We start from the raw sequence: 25,170 nt of genomic DNA, 5'->3' as shown, positions 1-25,170 counted from the left end.
ATACAGCCTGACGGCATGTACTAAAATCTCAGCTTTGGATTTTGCAAGCAAAATCCGTACTCACTCGTTGTTCAGTTTTCAAAGATCAAACATTTCTTTTTTTGTTGATTTAGCTCGTCGCCTTATCAACTCTTATATCTTATCATGTCCGAACCAACTTTGCAAGCATTTTTTTAAATCTTTTTTTCAACACTCGCTCGCAATATTGTATTTCTTGGCCGGAATTAGAATATATCATAACGAATATTTAAATGCAAGCTTTTTTATTTATTTGTTTTATTGCCCCAAAATACCGCTTTACTCATTACTGCTCAAGTGATAAGTCTTATTTTTCTTTAATATTGATGATATCCTCCTCTGGGGAAAATGGTTGACGTCGGAGGCTATCGACTCCATATTCGCAAACTTGGTAGCGGCACTCCAACCATACTGCTTGAATCGGGAAGCGGGGAAAGCAGCTTGTCATGGAGGGATATTCCCGAAAATCTGTCATCATTCGCAACCGTTGTATCCTATGACCGGGCAGGCTATGCCTGGAGTGAGGAGGCTACTACTCCACGCACCGGGGAAAACATCGTTCGAGAGCTTCATGTTGCCTTAAAGAATACAGACATCCAGCCTCCTTATATCCTTGTAGGCCATTCTCTCGGGGGCATGTACTCAAGGCTGTACGCACAAACGTACAGTGATGAGGTGGCAGGATTGGTCCTTGTGGATGCTAGGCCTGAGAATGACGCTCGCCGGACAAATGAGATTTATGCCAAGGAACGACCTAAGGTCAATCCCACGCCATTAATATCCATTCTCCTAGAAAGGTCGGGGGCTTTTCGTCTGTTCCCTAATTTTATTCTAACGGGTCGTGTCGAGCATCAGGATAGAAAATCGTTTGTGAATATTGTCGCTTCACCCAAATACTTTCGATCTGTTGCCGAGGAGGGTGATCTGGCGAGCACGACCGAAAATGCCATACGTGGGCAACATTTGGGAAACCTCCCTGTGCGTGTGATTGCCCGGGGCATCCAGCAAAATTTGACTCAGTTCGGCATTAGTAAGCGCGGGAATAAGCAGATCGAACAAAGCTGGCAAATAGGACAGCGTGAAATGCTCAAAATCTCTACAAACAGCAAATTTATTGTTGCCAAAAAAAGCGACCATATGATTATTCATGATCAACCAGAGCTTGTCATTCAAGTTATCCGTGAGCTAATCTCCAATATCAATCACCAACGGTCAACCGTTGCTAAAACAAACACAGATGATTAGATACTCTACATGTTAATGGTTGCAAAAAACACAAAAGACGCCCGAGTTCCTTCTATATAAAGGAATCCGGGCGTCTTTGCTGCCTAACACTTATTATGCTTGATTGATCTTAGGACAAAATGCGCTTGTTTTTAGATGATGCTTCTGTGACCTTGCCAAGTATCTGTCTCAGCACTTTAGCATTCTCACCAATATAACCGGAATCAAACAGCACATCGTGCGTACCGATGACTCCATACTCTTCGTATTGACCAAGCGTTGCCTGTTGCCATAGCAGTTTATCTGATGATGTTACCGGACCCATACTATCGTCCTCTGCAACCAAGGCATGGATATTCGCCTGAACTTCACCTGCGTTAATAAGCTCATTCCGATAGATGGAGTAGATCAACATTTTGTCTTTGACTCGCTCCCTGTCGGATGGATCGGCCAAAAATGCTTTGTACTGATCCCCAATACTGTCCAACACCGCCTCGACAATCTCTTCTAGCTGCTCCGGCGTTGATTCATCCTTGGACGTCTTTCTCATAGCATCCACCATAATGAGGTCGCTCACCTGATGACCTCGGCTTTCCATGGCTTTGGCCACCTCAAAGGCCAGATTCCCTCCGAGTGAGTATCCGAGGAAGACATAAGGTCCCTCTGCTTGAATACCCACGATGGCATCCATGTAGCGATCCAGCATGTCTTGACTCTCAAAACGATCGCCGATGAATTCCAGCCCGTATACCTCGCAATGTCCTTCCAGCTCTCTAGCCATCTCATAGTAACCCAGAGAGTAGCCGACCCGAGGAGGGAAGCAGAACACTTTAAGCGTTCCTTTCCCTGGGAAGTGGATAATTTCCATTTCCTCTTCATCAGGAGCATCTTTTGTCCGCAGCCTGGATATTTCATGTGCCATTTGCTCCACCGTCGGAAGATTGAACACGAGTTGGAGCGGGAGCTGGACATCCATGACGGACGAGATTTTTTGAATCAATCCTAATACTTTCAGGGAGTGGCCCCCAAGTTCGAAGAAGTGATCTTTGACTCCGATTTCCTGCACACCGAGTACCTCGGACCAAATCTGCGCCAGTTCTACTTCAGTCGGCGTACGCGGCGGGATATACTCCGCTGTACTCCGCAGGAGTGCTTCTGGTGCCGGCAGCGCTTTGCGATCCAATTTGCCGTTCGGATTCAGCGGCATTTGTGCCAGCTGTACGAAAGCAGTCGGAATCATGTAGCTTGGCAGTTCGCTCGCCAGTGCTTCACGTAATACGTTGGCTGCAAGTCCCTCTTCAGCCACAAAGTACGCGCAAAGCTGAGTACCTCCAGTAGCATCAGCCAGTGCAAGGACGACCGCTTCCTGCACAGACGGCACTTTAAGAATTTGTGCCTCCACTTCTCCCAGCTCAATGCGGTAACCCCGGATTTTTACCTGGTGATCGATCCGCCCCAAATACTCAATATTCCCGTCTGGCAACCATCGGGCCAAATCGCCTGTCCGATAAATCCGTGCTCCCGGATTGTACGGGTGAGGAATGAACTTTTCTGCCGTCAGGTCCGACTGGTTGAAGTACCCTCGCGCTACCCCTTCGCCTGCAATGCAGAGTTCTCCCGGCACACCCACAGGTGATACCTGAGAAGCACTGTCCATCATCCATACTTGGACGTTAGCGTACGGTTTACCGATAGGCACATGCGTTAGAGCAGCAGTCTCAAGACTCGTTGTATATCGGGTCGCATATACGGCCGCTTCCGTAGGACCGTAGATGTTCTCCAGTACTGCGTGTGGAGATACTTTATAGTACTCTTCCACAAGTTTGGCGGGCAGCGTCTCGCCGCAGGCAAACAGGTATTTCAAAGTAAGGAATCCTTGGCTGCCGCCTTCCTTCAAATATTGAACGAGGACACTGAGCATCGACGGTACCAGATTGAGATGCGTGATATGGCTCGTATCCACGGCCTCCAGCAGTGCCACCGGATCTTTGTCCGCGCCCTGCGGCAAGATGACGAGAGTTCCCTGCCCAAAGAACCAGCAGAACAGCTCCGGCACGGAGAAGTCAAAGGTGAATGTGGTTTTGAGCAGGAATCGGTCGCCTGCCAGCATCGGATATTCAGCTTCCAACTGGCTCAACGTATGGACAGCGGAACGATGCTCAATCATTACGCCTTTCGGCTTACCGGTTGAACCTGACGTGTAAATGATATACGCCAGATGCTCCGGCCCGGCGAGTGGCTCCAGATTCGAGTCATCCGCATGATACGCCTGCGGGTCATCGAGTGCCAGGAGCGTGCCAGTGAACGGAAAGCGATCTTTGAGATGATTCTTCGTCAGCAGAAGCTTCGCTCCTGAATCCTCCAGCATGTGGCGAATACGATCTTCCGGGAATTCCGGATCAATCGGTACATAGGCCCCACCCGCTTTTAGAATGGCATGGATGCCGATGATCATCTCAAGCGAACGTTCAACCATGATGCCGACCGGCTGATCCGGTCTGACCCCTTGGGCACGCAACGTACGTGCGAGGCGGTTCGCCTGCTGATGAAGTTCTCCGTAGGGAAGCTTCGTTTCGCCATAAATAAGTGCTGTACGATCCGGTGTAAGCGCCGCTTTTTCCTCAAATATGCCGTGAAGGGTCTTCTCACGCGGATAAGGAGCTGCTGTATCGCCCCACACCTCTATAATCTGCGATTTCTCTTCTGGCGTGATCAGCTCCAGCTCATCAATACGAATGGCAGGCTGAACAGATACATTGCCCAGAATTTTCATAAAGTGCCCTTGAATCCGTTCCACGCTCTCCCGATCATAGACGCGGGCATTGTAACGATACAGGAACTCCAGATTACGGCCTGGCAGCACAATGAGGTTAAAATCATAATTCGTCTGTTCAAACATCTGAACATCCGTAATTGTGTATTCAGCCTCTTCACTGGCCATTTTCTCTTCCAGTTGCTCCTCCACCGGATAATTCTCGAATACCATAATATGAGAAATCAAATCTTGCTTCTGTTCGCTCTGTGCTTGAATCTCATAGAGCGGATAGGAATCATAAGCATGTCCTGCCAAATATAATTCCTGCTGTCTTTTCATCACATGGGAGAAAGTATCGCTTCCCTCAGCCTGTACCCGAACCGGAACTGTATTAATGAAGAGACCGATCATGCTTTCGATACCCGGAATCTCGGCAGGTCTTCCCGATACCACACTTCCAAAGACGACATCCTGACTTCTATTGTAGCGCTGCAACACGATTCCCCAGGCTGCTTGCATCAGCGTGTTCATCGTTACCTGGTTCTGCTTCGCCACTTGTTCCAGCCGCTCGGTCAGCTCTTCATTCAACGTGAATACAAGCTTCTCTGATACGTAGGCTTCTGCTTTTGCCAATGGCTGTGTTGTCGCTTGCGGCAGCTTCGTCTGCTGTTCGTAACCTTCCAGATAACCTCTCCAGTAAGAGGATGCCTCTTCCTCACCTTGCTCCTCCAGCCATTGAATATACTGGCTGTACGATACAGCAGCAGGAAGCTCAGGCTCCCTCTGCTCACGCAGAACCCCGTACGTTTCAAACACTTCCTGAAGCACAAGAGGCATACACCAGCCATCCAAAATGATGTGATGAGAGCTCCACAGCAGATGGTAATCCTCTTGTGCCGTCCGTAGAATGGTTACACGCAGCAATGCTCCTTCGGCAAGATCAAAGCCTCTTGCTTTGTCCTGAGCAGTACAAGCTGCAAGACGCGCTTCAATTTCACCGGATTCCAGCTCGTGCAGGTCCTCGTATACGAAGTCACACGCTCTTTCTTTAAACACAATCTGTATAGGGAAATCGCCCCATCCGGCATGGAAATTTGTTCTCAATATGGCATGCCGTTTCATCAGATGCTGTAAGCTGCGTTTGAAATCCTCAGGATAGAATGCTCCGTGAATTTCAAATTTAGCCTGCTCAAAGTAGACTTCCGAATGAGGCTCCAGCAAGCTGTGGAACAACATTCCTTTTTGCATCGGCGTCAGTTTATACATATTTTCAATACTGCCGATATGCCGTGTCTGCTCTTCCAGCTCCTCAATTTTTTCCAGGCTGATATCTTTGAGGAGTACGTCGCTTGGTGTAAGTTCCGTTCTTTCCTTTCGTACACAATGTCCAATGACTTCGCCGAGACGCTTCTTCAGGATGCCGACAAACTTCTCTACCGACTCCGTGTGGAACTGCTGACGGTTATAGCTGACCGAAAGCTGAAGTCGTCCTTCGGCAATCAGTCCATTAATGTTCAATGCCTGATGCTGTACCATCTGCTCACTGACCTCAGATCCTACCGAGTAAGGCGATACCTCCATCATCCCCCCTGCAAGATCCTGGTCGAACTGTCCCAGGTAGTTGAAGATAATCTCCGGTTCAGCCGAGAAGGAGGAGACATCGGATACGTCGCTCAAATATTTCAAAATACCATATCCGACACCTTTGTTAGGAATGTGGCGCAAGCCTTCCTTGACGCGCTTGATTCTGGCGCCGATCTCCAGGCCCTCTTTCATCTCAAGGGCGACAGGGTATTGGCTTGTAAACCAGCCTATAGTGCGAGTGATATCCAGTTCAGGTACAACAGGCTCCCGTCCATGTCCTTCCAGAAGGATGCCTATACGTTCGATCCCAGTCCACTCGTGAACAGCCATGCCGAGGGCCGTCAGGAGCAAATCGTTAACTTCCGTGTTGTAAGTGCGGTTCGCCTCTTTCAGGAACTGCTCTGTCTCTTCTGGTGACCATCTCACCGTAACCGTCCCGCTGTCTTTAATGAGAAGAGCGTCGTCTACCTTGTCTTTGGGAAGAGGGGCGAAGCCATCCCCTTCTACCCCTGCCCAATAGCTGCGTTCTTGTTCAGCCGCCGGACTGTTCGCATATTGTGTGATTCCCTGGGCCCATGCACGGTACGAATCCGTCTTCTGCGGAAGCTTGACAGCTTCTCCACGTGCTGCCTGCTCGTAGCCTTCCTGCAGGTCCTCAAAGAGGATGCGCCAGGATACGCCATCAACAGCCAGATGATGAATAACGATTAACAGATGTTCGCCTTCCGCGCAGCGGAATAGGCCCAATCTTAAGAGAGGTCCATCACCGAGAGAGATGCTGCGCTGAATGGCTTCGGCACCTGCTTCTATTGCCGAAGCCGGGTCTGTTTCATCCTTCAGATCGTGGATCTGGAGGCTATAAAGCTCACCCTCACCTAAGCTGCGGTTCCAGGCTTCAAATCCCTGCTCTCCTTGGCGGAACACCAGTCGCAGCGCATCATGATGTTCTGCAATTTTCCGAACAACCTTGGCGAGCGCATCGGTATCGAAGCCTTCCCGACGGTACAACATGACCGACTGATTAAAGTGGTGCAGGTCCGTCGACTGCTCGTCGAAAAATCTGCACTGGGCAGGTCCCAGTCTTACCGCTCCGTGTACCTCGCTCTGATCCGCAATTCGGCTGACCGCCCTAACACGCTGGGCCAGCTCTGCAATGGTCGGATAGCTGAACAAATCCTTCATCTCAAGTTTATAGCCTGCTTGGAGCAGCCTTGATGAGACTTGAATGGATTTGATCGAGTCGCCTCCGAGCTCAAAGAAATTGTCATGGATGCCGACAAGCGGAACACCTAGCACACCCTGCCAGATCGAAGCCAAAATGTTCTCCACATCCGTCCGCGGAGCAGTAAAGGCCGCGCCCGCCTTCACACCCGAGTTCGGTTCAGGCAGTGCCTTACGGTCCAGCTTGCCATTCGGTGTCAAAGGCATCACGTCCAGTTGGACGAAGTAGGACGGGATCATATATGCAGGCAGTCCAGAAAGTTCGTTCCGCAGCTCACTGACAGACATTTCCCGATCAGCTACGAAGTAGGCACACAGAGACTTCTGCCCATGGGCATCTGCCCACGCAACAACGAGAGCTTCCTCTACAAGTGGGATATCCTGTAGCTTGGCCTCAATCTCACCAAGCTCTATACGATAGCCCCGTATTTTAACTTGATGGTCAATACGTCCAATGTACTCAATGTCTCCATTAGGAAGGCGACGAGCCAAATCCCCGGTTCGATACATATTTCCTTCCGAAGCAAACGGATTTCTAATGAATTTTTCTGCGGTAAGCTCAGGACGGTTCAGGTATCCGCGGGCTACCCCGTCCCCTGCGATGTACATTTCGCCCTCCACGCCTAATGGCACGAGACGAAGCTGTTCATCCAGGATATGGATGTATATATTGTCTGCCGGCAATCCAATAGGTACGGATTCACGTGTATCCTTCACAGGATCGTACAGGTGAATCATGCAGCCGACGACCGTTTCGGTTGGACCGTATTCATTGTAGATTTTAATGTTGCCGCCAAAGAGATCTGTGATGGTTTGCGACAAATGTGTGGTCAAATTCTCTCCACCCACAATGAGCTGCTGAATGCGACTTTCCGCCGGGATGGTCATATCTTTAATCAGACTGAGATGAGTCGGCGTCAGCTTGAGAATGTCCACCGCATTTTCGCGCAAAATATGCTGAACAACCTCCGCTTTATCTATACCATCGTAAATCCGTACTAATCCTCCGTTAATTAATGGAGTGAAAATTGATGTCAGCGTCAGGTCAAACGAAATGGACGAGTACAGCGGAAAATCTGTTGGTTTCCCTGCACAGTAGACCTTATTGGCCCACCAGATGTAGTTCACGATCCCTTTATGGTTAATCATGGTTCCCTTCGGATTCCCTGTTGTACCCGAGGTATAGATTAAATACACCAGATCGTTTCCTCTCACTGGCAGATTGGGATTATCCACCCCGTCACCGTAGATGTGCGGCGAATCCAATTCCATAACCGTTCCCTCAAAGGAGGCCAGCTCCGTCAGGTGGCTCTGTGTGAGCAAAATTCCAGCGCCAGAATCCTTCAGAATATACTGAATTCGTTCCTGCGGATATTCAGGATCAATAGGTACATAGGCCCCGCCCGCTTTGAGCACACCCATGATGGCGACAAGCAGCTCCACAGACCGATCCGCCAGCAGGCCCACCACTTGTTCACTCCGAAGTCCCTGGGCGATCAAGGTGGCGGCCAATCTGTTCGCCTGCTCGTTCAACTCCCGATACGTGACCTGAACATCGCCGTTAACAGCTGCAATCTTATCTGGCGTACGGACAACCTGTTCTTCAAATAAGGTATGCAGACCCTGATCACTTGGATAAGTATGGGCCTTGCCGCCCCAGTCTAGCAGTTTCATCCGTTCCTCAGATGTTACAATCTCCAGTTCCTCTATGGTCGCCTGCGGACGAGTAGCTACCTGATCGAGCATTTGCATCAAGTGTCCACCGATCCGTGCAATGCTTTCTTGTTCGTAGACCAAAGCATTGTAACGAATGCAGACCCTGATATCCTCGCCTGGAATCACAACCAGGTTAAAGTCATAGTTCGTTTGTTCAAACATGGTGAAGTTCGCGACTTCGAGATTGTCCTCATGTTGATTACCCGACTGTTCCACCTGTTCGTCGAGCGGATAATTTTCAAAGATCATAATATGAGAAATCAGGTCCTGCTTTTGGGTTGTTTTCCCCTGAATCTCATATAGTGGGTAAGTGTCGTAAGCACGGCCTGCCAGCGATTGTGCCTGTGTACGTTTCATGACCTCGACAAAGGCTTCGTCTTTGGAGGACTGTACACGGATAGGTACTGTATTAATGAACAGACCCACCATATTTTCGATACCTGCAATCTCAGCCGGTCTACCTGACACAACGCCGCCGAAAACCACATCCGAGCTGGCATTGTAACGTTGAAGAATCAGTCCCCAAGCTGTCTGCATTAAGGTGTTGACAGTCACGTGGTTTCGCTTCGCCACAACATCCATTTTATCGGTCAAGGATGCACCCAGATGGAGAACATGCTCATTTAGAACATAGCCCGCTTCTTTGGCCTGAGATTTCGTCTTGCCTTCCGGCAATACGGTATTCCCATCATAGTCCTTGAGGTATTGGCTCCAATATGTTGAAGCTTCCTCATCATCCTGTGCATCAAGCCACTCAATATAACGGCTATAAGGCTGAGCTGGCGGCAGCACAGGCTGTACCTGCTGTCGCATAGCAGAATAATAATCGAACAGCTCCTGCGTAATGATCGGGATGCACCAGCCATCCATGACAATATGATGGAAGCTCCATAATACCAGAGAGCTTTGTTCTGTTTGCAAGACGGTCACTCGCATCAGCGGATCTTCCGACAAGCTGAACCCCTTAGCCATATCCTCAGCAGTGTAAGCCTTGATCTGGGCTTCTTGCTCTTGCAAAGTTGCGGCACGCAAATCTACGTAGTGCAGAGGGATTAGCCGTTGCTTAATGACAACTTGCAGCGGTACATCACCAATGTTGTTGTAAAAGCTGGTACGTAGTATGGCATGTCTTTGCACCAAAGCCTGGAAGCTCTCGAAGAAGGTCTCTACATCGAAGCTGCCTCGCAGCTCGAATGTAGCCTGCTCGAAGTATGAAGAGGAGTCTGGCTCCAGCAGGCTGTGAAACAGCATCCCCTTCTGCATTGGCGTAAGCTTGTACACATCTTCAATCTCTCCAGTGTGGGCCGTCCGCGCTGTAAGTCGATCAAGCTGCTCCAGTGTTAATCCCTGAAACAAAACATCACTTGGTGTAAGCTGTGAACGCTCCTGCGCCACACAATGCCGGATGACCTCGCTGAGGCTGGACTGTAATAATTCAGCAAAATGATTCACCGTCTCCTTGCGATACTGCATGCTGCTGTACGTAACCGTCAGTGATAGCTGGCCTTCGGCAATCATGCCATTCACATCCAGAGCATACTGCTGTGGTGTGTGGTCGCTGAGCGCCTTACCGACTGAATGTGTGGATAGGCTGAGGGCATTCCCCTCCAAATCCTGATCAAACTGTCCAAGGTAGTTAAAGGAAATCTCCGGCTCTACGCCGAACCCGCCACTTTTCTCCAGTGCCATATATTTAAGAAGGCCGTAGCCGATTCCTTTGTGCGGAATCTGGCGCAAATTCTCCTTGATACGCTTGATTCGTGCAGAACCTTCCTGTCCGTCTTGAAGGTTCAGCAGAACCGGATACTGGGTTGTGAACCAGCCCACGGTACGGGTGATATCCAGTTTCGGTAGAATCATTTCCCGTCCATGCCCTTCAAGATTGACCAAAATCTGCTCCATGCCTGTCCAGCGCTGTATTGCTGCCCCCAGAGCAGTCAAGAGCAAATCATTCGTCTCCGTATGATACGCCCGGTTCGCTTGTCGCAGCAGCAGGTCCGTTTCTTCCGCAGACCACGTTACCGTTACCGACTCGGTATCCCGAATGGTGCCCGGCTCCTGATCCTTATCCTTTGGCAGTGGAGCCAAAATCGCCTCCTCGATCTGCTGCCAGTATGCACGCTCCTTGTCCAGAGCAGGCCCTTCTGCATACTTCGCCGCTTGCTCAGACCATACAAGATACGAATCGGTCTTTTGAGGAAGAACGATTGCTTGTCCATTCAACGCCTGCTCGTATCCCGCTGCGATATCCTCAAACAGGATGCGCCAGGATACGCCGTCAACCAGGAGGTGATGGATGACAATTAACAAATGATCGCCATCGTCACAATGGAACAAGCCTAGCTTGAACAGCGGGCCGTCTTCCAGGTGAAAGCTTGCCTGGATGTCATCGGCTTTGGCTTGAACGGCAGCTGCCTGGTCTTCTGCCTGCCGCACATCAGCGATGTCCAATGTGTAGAGCTCACCTTCGTCCGTTCCCCGATTCCAGGCTGCATATCCAGCTTCTGTAGAACGGAAGACCATACGCAGCGCGTCATGGTGGGTAGCAATTTGGGCCACCGTCAATCGGAGTGCAGCCTCATCAAAGCCGTCTTTCCGATAGAGCATAACGGCATGATTGTAATGATGCGGCTCCGCTGTATGGCGTTCAAAGAACCAACGCTGAATTGGCATTAACTCCGCTGCACCTTGGATCTCGCCCTGTTCTGCTGTGCGTCCGGCTGCCTGAAGATACGGGCTTAGCTCGGCAATTGTCGGATATTTAAAGAGATCCTTCATCTCTAGCTTATACCCGGCTTGGAACAATCTCGAGGATACCTGGATCGCTTTGATGGAGTCACCACCCAGATCGAAGAAATGATCATGGATGCCGACCTGCTGCGCTCCCAATACACCTTGCCATACGGACGCCAGAGCTTCCTCAGCCTTCGTCCTTGGCGGTTCATAAACCGCTCCTGTCTGCACATTGACCTCCGGAGCAGGAAGCGCCTTGCGATCCAGCTTGCCATTTGGCGTCAATGGCATCTGTTCCAATTGCATGAAGTAAGACGGAATCATATAAGCTGGCAGCTCAGCAGCCAAGGCTTTTCTCAATTCGCCTACCGTCAGCATCTGATCGGCAGTGAAATAGGCGACAAGCACCTTTTGCCCACTTCCATCCTCCCGGGCGAGCACAACGGCCTCCCTTACAGACGGGGCATGGAGCAGCTTCGCTTCCACTTCGCCCAGCTCGATGCGGTAACCACGGATTTTAACCTGATGGTCAATCCGTCCCAAATACTCCATGCTGCCATCCGGCAGCCAGCGTGCCAGGTCACCCGAGCGGTACATACGCTCGCCCGCTGCAAACGGATGAGCGACAAACTTCTCTTCCGTTAATTCCGGTCGGTTCAGGTAGCCGCGCGCCAGGCCTTCGCCCGCCACGTAGAGTTCACCCGGAATACCAATCGGCTGTGGACGGCGCTGTTCATCCAGAATGTAAGCACGCAGCGTCGGAATCGTGATGCCGATATTGCTGCGGCCCTGTTCAATTTCCAGCTCTGTAATTTCCTTGTATGTTACATGTACGGTCGTTTCGGTAATGCCGTACATATTGATGAGCTGCACTTGCGGGTACTTCGTTCTCCAGTCCTTGAGCAAGGCCGGGCTTAATGCCTCTCCACCGAAGATAATCATACGGAGACTCAGCTCTGCGGCGTGATGAGCAAGCTCTTCCTGTAGTAACTGGTAGAAGTATGTCGGCGTCTGGTTCAAGACGGTGACCTTCTGGTCCTTAAGCAATTGCAAGAATCGATCCGGACTCTTCGCCGTAAGCGATGGAACGATGACCAGACGTCCTCCGTTCAGCAATGCCCCATACATCTCCCATACAGAGAAATCAAAGCAGAATGAATGGAACAGTGTCCACGTATCCTGAGGACCGAAATCAAACATATTTTTATCATTAAAGAGCAAGCGAACTACATTTTTGTGCTCGATCAGCGTTCCCTTTGGCTTTCCTGTCGTACCCGATGTGTAGATGACGTAGGCAAGATGCTCCGGTCCGGCTGCAGGCTGCAGGTTTGAGATATCTTCCTTGTAGGAAGCCGCCTCGTCCAGATTGATGATGTCACCGGCGAAGGAGGCGCGTTTCTCCAGATGCGCTTGTGTCAGCAGTAGCTTGGCTCCTGAATCCTCCAGCATAAAGCGAATGCGGTCTTCTGGATATTCAGGGTCCACAGGGACGTAAGCTCCGCCCGCCTTCAAAATGGCCAAAATCCCGACGACCATTTCGAGGGAACGATCCGCCATGATTCCAGCCAAACCATCCGGTTGGAGGCCACGCTCGCAGAGCGTTCTGGCAAGTCTGTTTGCCCGTTCGTTCAGCTCGCTGTAGGACAGGGTTGCCTCTTTACATACGACTGCTACTGCATTCGGAGTATGAGCAGCCTGTTCCTCGAACAACGCATGAATCGTCTTGTCACGAGGATAATCTGCTCTGGCTTCGGCCGACTCCTGCATCAGCTTTGATTTTTCCTGAGGTGTCACGATATCAAGGGATGACAACGGCATCGCCGGATTGGCGGTTGCTTCCCGAATAAGCTGTACAAAGTGGCCTGCCATCCGTTCAGCAGTCTCTCGCTTGTAGATCGCAGTCGAGTACTCAAGCGCGCAATCCAATGCCCCATCCGCTTCACTTACGGTCAGCGTGAGGTCAAACTTGGCAGCAGGATGTACATTATCGTAAGGAGTGAAACGCAATCCCTCTATTTCTTGTTCTCCCTGCTCGATATTTTGCAGGACAAACATGGTATCAAATAGCGGGTTACGGCTCAGGTCACGCTGAAGCTCCAGCTTTTCTACCAGCTCCTCGAACGGATAATCCTGGTTTTCATAGGCCTGCAGCGCTGTTTCCTTCACTTCCTGCAAATAAGCCTCGAAAGACTTCTCCCCTTCCGGATAAGTACGTAGTGCCACTGTGCCGACGAACATACCGATGAGACCTTCGAGTGTCGCATGGGATCTTCCCGCCACAGGTGAGCCGACAATGACATCTTCCTGACCTGTGTACTTGTGCAAGAGCGCTGTATAGGCTGCCAGCAGTACCATGAACAGAGTAGAACCCGTCCGGGTAGCCAGCTCCTGGAGTGAACCGCTCAGAGAAGAATCAATACGGAAGTCGATCCGGTCCCCCGCAAAGCTTCGCACCGCAGAACGGACTTCATCCCCCGGCAAATCCAGCACTGGCAAGCTTCCGCGGAATGCATCCAGCCAGTAAGCCTCCTGGGCTTTGAGATGTTCGCTTCCGAGTTGCTCCTGCTGCCATACCGCATAGTCTGTGTACTGGATCTGTAGTGCAGGTAATAAGTCCTCCTCTTGGTAGAAGCGGAGAAACTCTTCTATGAGAATATTCATAGAAACACCATCTGAGACAATATGATGCATATCAAACAACAGTAAATGGCGCTCATGCGCAATTTGGATAAGGCCGACCCGCAGCAATGGAGCCTCGCCAAGATCGAAGGGACGGACAAATTGCTGAACGGAAGCTTCTGCCTCTTCCTCGCTCAACTCCGCATATTCCACAGTAAATGGTACATCCGTCAGGATCTGCTGTATGGGTTCACCGTTAACAGTCACAAAACGGGTACGTAGCGAACCATGGCGATGAATCAGACGACGGAATGCCTGCTCCAGCCGTTCCCGATCCAAGACTCCCTCAACCGTAAGGATACCCGGCATATTATAGCTCAGCTCTCCGCCTTCCAGCTGACTTAGAATAAACAGCCGTTTTTGGCTTGAGGACAAGGGGTAGTGCTCACGTAGTCCAGCCGTAGGAATTTCCTCAAAATCGAGCGGTGTATAGCCCTCAATCGCATAAGCCAATCCTTCAATTGTAGGGGACTGGAACACCTCTCTCAGACTAATCTCACGGTTCATTTCCTTGCGAATTCGTGAGACTAGCAGGGCTGCACGCAGTGAGTGACCTCCAAAATGGAAGAAATTATCCTTCACTCCCGCGTTCTCTACACCCAACACTTCTTGCCAGATTTCGGCTAATTGAATTTCCACAGGTGTCTTCGGAGCTACAGATGAAGCAACTGCCCATCCGCGCTCTCCCTGCAACGCTTTTCGATCTATTTTTCCGTTCGACGTCAGAGGCATGTCCTCCAGTTGTATGAAGCGGGAAGGGAGCATATATCCAGGTAACATCTCCGACAGAACAGCCCGAAGCTCGGATACCTCAAGTTTCTGAGCGGCTACGAAATAAGCGACTAGATCTTTGTAGCCGTCATCGCCCTCTACAGCCATGGCCACGACTTCCTGAACGGACGCCACTCTGAGCATTTGTGCTTCGACCTCACCCAGCTCGATTCGATAGCCGCGAATTTTGACTTGGTGATCTATTCGACCTAAGTACTCGATGGTTCCATTCGGTAACCAGCGAACCAGGTCACCCGTCCGATACATACGCTCTCCTGGAGCAAACGGATTGTCCACGAATTTCTCATCCATTAACTCAGGCCGGTTATGATACCCCCGTGCTAACCCGATACCCGAAATGCATAGCTCTCCAGCTACGCCAACAGGCTGCAATCTAAAATGGTCATCCAAGATGTACACACTATGGTTAGCAATAGGTTGTCCAATAGATACAATATCCGTTGCTTCCTCACTGTCCGGGACAGACCAGATTGTGGTGCATACGGAGTCCTCCGTTGGGCCATAGCCATTAGAGTATCGTACATGCTTCCTCCACTTTTCGATCAACTCGACCGATGCGGCTGATCCGGCGGTTAGTAGGCACCGCAGTGTTGGCAGACGCTCTGGATCAAATTGGATAGCGTAAGCGGGTGGCAGAGTCGCTATCGTAATTCCCTTGTCATTTAAGAAATGCTCAAACAAGGCATAATCCAAAATGTCATGTGTAGAAGGAATGCACAGAGCAGCCCCTTGGCTTAGTGCCGTTAAAATTTCCGAAACCGATGCATCGAACGACAGGCTTGCAAACTGAACGATTCGGTCCTGCGGTGTAACTTCGAAGAGTGCCCCGTATACGTCCGAAAGATTTTGCAGTCCCCGATGTTCAACTAATACGCCCTTAGGCTGACCCGTCGTACCTGAAGTATAGATCACGTAGGCCAGATCATCCGGGCCAGCAGTATCCTTCAAATTCGAGGTGTCGGCATCATAGGTTAATGGTTCATCCAGCAGCAAAACATTTTCCATCCAGCCAAGATGCTCCAGGAGACGGGTCTGTGCAAGGATCAGCTTCGCCCCGCAATCTTCAAGCATGTAACTGATTCGTTCTTTCGGATACTCTGGATCAATGGGAACATAGGCACCCCCGGCTTTCATAATCCCGTAGATTCCAACGATCATTTCGGGCGACCGTTCAGCAATCAGTCCCACCAGGTCTCCCGTCTTGATTCCCTGAGTATGGAGCCTTCTCGCCAGTCCATTGGCTTTTGCATTGAGCTCGGCGTAGGTCAGCATCTCGTCCTCGAACCAAATGGCAGTCGCGTCTGGCGTTCGTCCCGCCTGTTCCTCCAACAGCCCGTGGAACGTGCTACAGTGCTCGTAACTGATTTTCGTGTTTCCCCATACGTTCAAAATCTGCTCTCTCTCCTGCGGCGTGACCAATTCCAGAGCATCCACGGAAATGGCAGGGTTCTCTACAATTTGTTCCATAAGGTGAACCAGATGTCCCTTGATTTGCTCAATCGTCTCTTGATCATAAACAAGTGCATTGTATTGGAAAAGCAATTTCATCTCTTCACCCGGCAGGACGATCAGGTTAAAATCGTAGTTCGTTTGCTCAAGAAGCTCCGCGTCCTCAATCTCAAAGGCAGCCTCGCCACCACCCAGACGCTCTACCTCCTCCTCGACAGGATAGTTCTCAAATACCATAATATGTGAGATTAGATCCTGCTTCTGATCCGTCTGAGCCTGAATCTCAAACAGTGGGTAGGTGTCGTACATATGAGAAGCCATATATTGCTCCTGCTGCTGCTTCATCAGGATAGAGAAGGGGAGATTTTCTTCCGTCTTCACACGAACGGGAATCGTATTGATGAACAAACCGATCATCCGATCAATGCCCGGGATTTCTGCTGGTCTGCCCGATACTACACTTCCGTACACGACATCCCGGCTACCGTTATAGCGTTGAAGCGCAATGCCCCAGATGGACTGCAGCAGTATATTCACCGTGACATGAGCATTTCTGGCCACCTTTTCGAGGCGCTCAGTCAGTTCCCTGCTGAGAGGGTAATTCAGCTTTTCTGCTACATAGCCTTCTCCCTTACTTGCTCCAACGACTTGAGGTAAAAGCGTCTGCTGCTCGTAACCGGCCAGATATCGGCCCCAATAGTTGGACGCAACTACTTCATCCTGCTGTTCCAGCCATTCGATATATCGACTGTATGGCTGAACCTCTGCCAGCTGCGGCTCTCTTCCTTCCAGGAGGGAAAAATAATGCTCAAATACCTCCTGCGTAATTAACGGAACACACCATCCATCCATGACGATGTGGTGGAAGCTCCACAAGAGACGGAAGCTAGCTTCACCTGTGCACAAAATCGAAACACGGAGAAGCTCATCTTCAGACAGGTTGAAGCCCTGTTCTTTGTCCTTTGCAGCAAACGTCTTCAAATAAGCTTCGCGCTGCGTTGCGTTCATCTCCCGCAGATCTTCGTACACCAGTTTGGCGCCTCGGTGCCGAAATACAACCTGTAAAGGCTCGCTACCCCATCCGCTATAAAAGTTCGTGCGCAGGATGGCATGACGCTCCACCACTGCATCCAGACTGTGTCCAAAGGCAGCTGGGTCAAAGCTGCCCTTAAAGTCAAAGGCAGCCTGCTCAAAATAAGCACCCGTATGCGGCTCTAACATATCATGAAACAGCATGCCCTTCTGCATCGGCGTCAGACTGTATACATTCTCAATATCACCTATGTGGCTGGTTTGCTTAGAAAGCTCTTCTAAATCAGCAATGCTCAGCCCTTTCGCAAGCACATCGCTTGGTGTCAATACCGATCTCTCTTGGGTTACGCAATGATGGAGAAGCTCGCGCAAGCTGTCTTCAATATATCCAGCAAGTTGCTCCATCGTAGATGACTTATACTGTTTTCCGTTATAAGTAATCGTTAGAGTCAGGGCTCCGTCCGTCACCATGCCATTGATATCTAGCGTATAGGCTGGTTCCTCCAACAAGCTTTGGGCGCTTCCGGTCGGATAAGGAGAAATCTGCAACGAGCTTCCCTGCAAATCCTGATCAAATTGCCCCAGATAGTTAAAAGAAATCTCAGGCTGCAAGCTGAAGCTGTCTACGTCCACCTGATTTGCCATGCTTTGGAGTAACCCATATCCGATACCTTTGTTCGGAATTCGGCGCAGCCCTTCTTTCACAGACTTGATCAAGGCTGCCACTTCTGGGTCATCGCCCAATTCCAAAATTACCGGATATTGGCTTGTAAACCAACCAACGGTACGGGTGATGTCGATATTCGGTATAATCGGTTCACGACCGTGGCCTTCCAGATTCACAGCAATCTTTCCGATGCCAGACCATTTGGATACCGCCATGCCCAGAGCGGTCAATAGCAGATCGTTCGTCTCCGTTTGGTAAGCACGGTGGGCTTTTCTCAGCAGTTGGTCAGTTTCTTCTGCAGTCCATTGTGCTGTTACCACTTCGCTATCCCGTAAAAGAAGGCTTTCTACAGCCTCATCCTTCGGTAACTGCTCAAGTTGCTGTCCTTCCAGGTCTCTCCAATACGCCTGATGAATTTCGATTGCCGGGCTTTCCGAATAACGGGAAAGAGCATCACCCCAGTCACGGAAGGCGTCCGTCTTCTGCGGAAATGTCAGCTCTTGTCCTTGAGTTACCTGTTCATAGCCCGCTGCGATATCCTCAAACAAAATCCGCCAGGATACTCCGTCCACCACCAAATGGTGGATCACGATCAGCAGATGGTCTCCATCCTGACAATGGAAAAGTCCTAGCTTCAACAGCGGACCCTCTGCCAGATTGATGCTGCGCTGAATGTCATCCGACAACGCTGTAATGGCTGTGACCGGATTGGATTCATTCCGTAAATCAGCCGTTTGCAGGCTATAAAGCTCTCCTTCTTCAAAACCACGATTCCAAGCCTCGTAGCCTTGTTCTGTCTGACGAAAAACCATGCGGAGGGCGTCATGATGCTGGGCGAGTTTTCTCAGCACTTGATGCAAGGCCTTTTCCTCAAATCCCTGTTCACGGTACAGCATGACCGCTTGATTGAAATGATGCGGCTCTGCCTGCTTCCGTCCAAAGAACCACTGCTGGACTGGAGTCAAGGAGGCCGATCCACGCACAGTTCCTTGTTCTGCCATATGCACAGCCGTTTGTATTTGCGCGCTTAGCTCCGCAATGGTTGGAGATTTGAACAGTTCCTTCATCTCTAACCGATAACCAGCCTGTAGCAACCGTGACGAAACCTGAATGGCCTTAATGGAGTCTCCTCCCAATTCAAAGAAATTGTCATGGATCCCCACCTGCTCGGCACCCAGCACCCCCTGCCAAACAGAAGCCAAGGCTTCTTCCGCCGGTGTACGGGGAGCCGTATACTTCCGTCCCGTATGCACACCCACTTGAGGAGCTGGCAGAGATCTGCGGTCCACTTTTCCGTTCGTCGTTAATGGCATACGATCCAGCTGCACAAAATAGGACGGGATCATATAACCCGGAAGTACCTGCGATAGAGCAAGACGCACTTCTCCTGCCGTGAGCATGCGATCCGCCACATAATAAGCGCAAAGCTGCTTCTCTCCAAGCTCATCCGTGCGAACGACCACTACGGTGTCAATGACCGTCTCCACCTTGGTCAACTGAGCCTCGATTTCGGGGATCTCAATGCGGTAGCCACGTATTTTGACCTGCTCATCAATTCTTCCTTTAAATTCCAGTTTACCATCTGGAAGCCAGCGTACCAGATCACCAGTTCGGTAGCAGGATTCTCCGTCCTTCACGGGACTAGGGACAAATTTTTCTGCCGTGAGATCGGGACGATTGAGATATCCGCGCGCTACACCTTCTCCGCCGACAATCAGTTCGCCCCAAGCCCCAATGGGTTGTAATTGAAGCGATCCATTGACCACATAAGCGGTCGAGTTACTAATCGGGCGACCAATCGGCACCCCCCCTTCAGCACGACCCGGAATCTTGTAGGTGGTGGAGAATGTCGTATTCTCTGTCGGACCATAGCCATTGATAAGGTCAAGACCAGGATTGGCCTCTTTCACACGATTGATATGAGGTACGGACAGTACATCACCACCGACCAACAATGCTTTTAGCCCTCTAAATAAATACTCATCCTGTAGTGAGAGCTGATTAAAAAGCGGTGCAGTAAGCCACATCGTCGTAATCCCGTATGAGGCGATAGCAGCTTTGAGCCTATCGGCAATCAGGATGTCGTCGTTCTCTACGAAATAGAGCTGTCCACCGTTAAGCAACGCCCCCCATATCTCGAAAGTGGAGGCATCGAAGGCCACGGCTCCTGTCTGCAAAATTCGTGTGGATTCATTCAGCTCCACATAGTTAGTCTCTTTGACCAGACGGACCACGTTCCGGTGTTCAACCATAACACCCTTCGGTCTACCCGTCGTACCCGATGTGTAGATGACATAAGCGAGTCCCTGCGATCCATGGACAGTCTCCTCCGGCTGGGTAGGTTTAGCTGCATAAGCCTCTTCACTGCTGAGGTCGACAATCGGTAAACCGTAGTCTACACTTACAAACTCACCTTTTTGCACCAGTAGTAGCTTGGCGCCGGAATCATTGAGCATATAACGAACCCGGTCTTCCGGGTATTCGGGATCAATAGGCACATAGGCTCCACCCGCCTGCAGTATTGCGAGCATACCAATAACCATCTCGATGCCTCGTCCGCCCATCACGGCTACAGGCTGCTCCCTCAACGTTCCCAAGCGACGCAGTGTTTGGGCCAGCCGCCCTGCCTTCTCTTCCAATTCGAGGTAGGTTAGCTGGACGTTGCCGAATACAAGCGCCGTCTGCTCCGGTGTACGCTTTACTTGCTCTGCGAACAGCTCATGAATAGTCTTCTCACTTGGATAAGGAGCCGATGTCGCGTTGAATTCTTCAATGATCTGCACCTTCTCCTCCGGTGTGATCATCTCAATATTTGCCAGCTTTAACTGGGGATTGACAGCGACCGCATGCAGAACCCGAAGCAAGTGCATAGCCAGTCGCTCTACACTCTCTCGCTGATATAAAGCCGTGCTATACTCCAAACCAAAGGCTAGCTCTGCCCCCTGCTCCTCTACATTGAGTGACAGGTCAAATTTGGCTGTAACGGTCTCCGTCGGGTAAGGAGTAAAGCGCAGCCCGCCCATGTCCTGCTCTGCCTGCTCCGTATTTTGCAATACCAACAGAGTATCAAAGAGTGGATTGCGGCTGACATCACGTCCTACGCCCAGCTTCTCAATCAGTTTTTCCAAAGGATAGTCCTGATGCTCGAACGCCTTGAGCGCCGTTTCCTTGATTTCGAGAAGATAATCCTGAAATGTCTTATCTCCCGCCGGGTAGCTGCGCATAGCCAGTGTATTGACAAACATCCCGATGATGCCCTCAAGCTCCGCTTGCGGTCTTCCAGCCACGGGAGAACCTACGATGATATCCTCCTGCCCCGTATATTTGTGCAACAGGACCGAATAAGCAGCCAGTAATACCATATACAGCGTAGTACCTGTACGGGATGCGAGTTCCTGTATTGCCTTATTGCCGGACGCATCCAATGTAAAATCAATTCGGCTACCCTCGAAGCTGCGAACAGAAGGTCTTTGATAATCCGTAGGCAAATCAAGTATAGGCAGTTCCCCTTCAAAAGCCTGCAGCCAGTATGCTTCAAGCTCTTTCCACTGATTCTCCGAATGCTCCCGTTGCCATACCGCATAATCCTTGTACTGGATGTGCAGTTCTGGCAGCTGTTCTTCCTGATACAATGAGGTGAGTTCTTCCACCAGTATTTGAATGGAAACCCCATCCGAAATGATATGGTGCATATCAAACAGCAATAGATGACGTCCCTCTTCCAGCTTCACCAAGCCAACACGCAGTAATGGGGCCTGGCTGAGATCAAAAGCACGGATAAAGCTGCGTACGAGCGTATCCGTCTCCTCCACCGAAGCCTCTGTGTAGTCCAACGCGAACGGTACATCCCTATGCACACGCTGAACAAGCTCTCCATCCTTCATATAGAAGCCGGTTCTCAGGGATTCGTGACGCTGGATCAGTGCCTGGAACGCAGATTCAAGACGAACGCAATCCAACGGCCCGTCCACTGTGAATGCTCCAGGCATATTGTAGCTGAGCTCTCCTCCGTCCATTTGTCTCAACACATATAACCGCTTCTGTGCTGAGGACACGGGGTAAGCTTCGCTTTCCTCCGCCCGTGGGATGGATTCATACACGGTCGGAATGCGTTCTTTCACCAGTCGTGCCATGGACTCGACCGTAGGCCACTGAAACACTTCCCGCAGCGAAAGGCTGCATCCCAGCTCTTTCTGAATCCGCGAAACGAGCAGTGTCGCCCGCAACGAGTGACCACCTATTTCAAAGAAATTATCTCTGATACCCACGCGGGCAACTCCCAGAATATCCTGCCAGATTAGCGCCAACTGCACTTCCGCAGCAGTTCTCGGAGCCAAATAATCCTCGCTGGATTGTACACTGCCCTCAGGTGCTGGCAGCGCACGGCGATCCAGCTTGCCATTCGGCGTAAGCGGCATTTGCTCCAGCCGGACAAAATAAGAGGGGATCATATAAGCCGGTAGTTCTACGGCCAGCTGAGACCTCAATTCGCTCGGCGAAAGGTCAGTGGAGGCAACGTAGTAGGCGCAAAGCAATTTTTGTCCCTGTTCGTCGTCCCTTGCCAGGACAATCGTTTCCCGTACATTCGGAGCCTTGAGAATTTGGGCTTCCACCTCGCCAAGCTCAATTCGGTAGCCACGAATTTTGACTTGATGGTCGATCCGGCCCAAATATTCGATATTACCATCAGGCAACCAGCGAGCCAGATCGCCAGTACGGTACATTCGCTCTCCCGCCCGAAACGGATGCTCTACGAATTTCTCGGCTGTTAACTCTGCACGGTTCAAATACCCTCGGGCAAGACCGTCGCCCGCGATGTATAGCTCCCCCGGAACCCCGACAGGCTGCAGACGTCTTTGCTCATCGAAAATGTAAGCGCTAAGTGTCGGAATTGTTCTGCCAATATTGCTTTTCCCCGCTTCAATCTCACGTTCCGTGATTTCCTTGTAGGTGACATGGACCGTTGTTTCCGTAATTCCGTACATATTAATCAGCTGCACATCAGGATACTTGACCCGCCAGTTTCTCAGAAGAGATGGGCTTAAGGCCTCTCCGCCAAAAATGATTTTTCTAAGACTAAGCTCTGTCGAAGAGTGCGCCAATTCCTCCTGTAGCACCTGATAAAAATACGTTGGCGTCTGGTTCAAAATGGTGACTTTGTTGTCTTTCAACAACTCCAGGAAAGCTGCTGGACTCTTGGCAGTGAGAGAAGGAACAATCACCAATTTTCCTCCGTAGAGAAGGGCTCCATACATCTCCCAAACGGAGAAATCAAAACAGAATGAATGGAATAGCGTCCACGTATCCTGAGCGTTGAAATCAAATAAATTTTTATCGTTAAAGAGCAGTCGAACTACATTTTTATGCTCGATCAGCGTTCCCTTCGGCTTGCCAGTTGTACCCGACGTATAGATAACATAGGCAAGATTGCTCGCCCCCGAAATGCTCTCCAGATTTGAAGTGTCCCCTGTATACGATGCAACTTCGTCCAGATTCACCAGCTTTCCGTCAAATGTGGTACTCTCCCATAGATGGCTTTGGGTGAGCAACAGACGGACTCCTGAATCCTCTAGCATGTAACGAATACGCTCTTCGGGATAATCGGGATCAATCGGTACATAGGCACCTCCTGCTTTCAAAATGCCCATAATGCCGACGATCATCTCCAAGGAACGGTCAGCCATGATCCCTACGAGCGTATCTGCTCCTACTCCCTCGGAGCGCAAATATCTCGCAAGCTGGTTAGCCTGCTCGTTTAGAGCTAGATATGTAATGCTCTGCTCGCCCATCTGAACGGCAACATGATCTGGCGTGCGCTCGGCCTGTTCTTCGAATAAGCCATGAATTGTCTTTTCACGCGGATAATCAGCTACAATCCCTTCCGAGAGAGCCAAAATGGATTGCTCATCCGCTTCTCCCAGCAGGGTTACCTCTGCGATGGAAAGCTGCGGTGCATGAATGATCTGCTCGGCGATCGTAAGCAACTGGGAAACCATGTCCGTTACTTCACTGCGTTCAAACAGCGTCGTCCGGTAATCGACATCCAGTACCAGCTCGCCTTCATCCAGGATCTCCACGATATGAAGCACGAAATCATTCACTTCGTCACCGCAGAAATCATAATCCGTCAAAATGCGCACCTCATCCAAATCAACCCAATTGATAAGGCGGTATTCCATTGAAACGCCAAAAAGCCGCTGGATATCCCTGTTACCATGCATTTCTCTAAGATCCTGAATTAACTGATTATATGGATACTTCTGATGCCGCAGGACTGACATCTGATCCCTGGCTACATCCTGCAGGAAGCTCAACACATCCATATCCTTTTCGACGTATGTTCTGGCTGCAGCCGTGCTGACGAACATACCTATCTTTTGCTTCTCTTTTTTGTTCCCCCGGTTAGCGAACGAAGTACCGATCACCACATCCGGCTGATTCGTCACTTTGTGTATGTAAATATACATCGCACCCATGAAGAACTGGAACAGAGAAATCCTGTTCTGTTGGCAAAATGCCTGCAGCTCGTGATACAGCACCTCTGGCACGGTAAAATGCTCCCGAACGGCGCGGGTGCTTAGAGATAACGGATTGTATGACTTCCAACCCGTAAGTTCAGGTAAATCAGAAAATTTATTCAGCCAGTATGTCTTGTCCTTTTGGTATCTGTCAGAAAGCTCGTATGCGTTCTCTTCTGCAATATACTGAATATAGGAGCAATCGTCATTCAGCGTCGGTTCATTTCCTTGGATGATCTGCATGTAAAATTCCGTCAATTGATTTCCATAGATCACCATTGAGATCCCGTCAGAAATAATATGGTGCATCTTGGTATTAATCCAATACTCATCCTCGCTAATCTTTACAATCAAAAATTGGAATAGCTCAGAATCCAGCAGTTGCAGGGGTTTGCTTTTGTGCTGCTCAAGTAAAGTTTCTACCTCTGATACACTTTCATAGTGGGTAAGGTCCAGATACTCCAACTGTCTCTCTTCATAAGGAACGACATACTGCCGAGGCACTCCATCCACTGAGGTGATACGAATGCGGAACGCATCATACTGTTTGATAATCAAATTAATGGACTGCATGAAGGCAGCGATATGGATACGGCCCTTCATCTTGGCTGTACCGGAAAGCTGTGACACTGACGTATCTGGATAGAGTAATTCGGTATACCATATACGTTTCTGCGCATTTGTTAAATCATATAACTGTATGTCATTCATCTCGTTCACTCCTATTCCGTGATGTGAGTATCCTCCCGCTGCTACTGGCAGTCAGGAGGACAAATGGACCG

The 25,170-nt window shown here is 50.2% G+C and carries 1 protein-coding gene and 1 pseudogene; one reads left to right on the top strand and one right to left on the bottom strand.

Features of this window, described 5'->3' with window-relative positions; all coding sequences use genetic code 11:
• Positions 1–348: 348 nt before the first annotated feature.
• Positions 349–1,263, top strand: a pseudogene (locus ACIFQM_RS14380) (alpha/beta fold hydrolase); the annotation flags it as partial.
• 109 nt (positions 1,264–1,372) lie between these two features.
• Here the strand turns inward: ACIFQM_RS14380 and ACIFQM_RS14375 are convergent.
• On the bottom strand, positions 1,373–25,099 hold the full coding sequence (locus ACIFQM_RS14375; RefSeq protein WP_430065707.1) for a non-ribosomal peptide synthase/polyketide synthase: 23,727 nt from the start codon (positions 25,097–25,099) through the stop codon (positions 1,373–1,375).
• Between the last annotated feature and the right edge of the window lie 71 nt (positions 25,100–25,170).

It is taken from the genome of Paenibacillus sp. NRS-1782, assembly GCF_050467685.1.
GTDB classification, from domain to species: domain Bacteria; phylum Bacillota; class Bacilli; order Paenibacillales; family Paenibacillaceae; genus Paenibacillus; species Paenibacillus terrae_A.
Note: the sequence above shows the minus strand (reverse complement) of the source record. Positions and strands in the feature narration are given on the sequence as shown.

Excerpts from the sequence above, each read along its gene's own strand:
- ACIFQM_RS14375 (WP_430065707.1), bottom strand. The coding sequence starts at position 25,099 with ATGAATGACATACAGTTATATGATTTAACAAATGCGCAGAAACGTATA.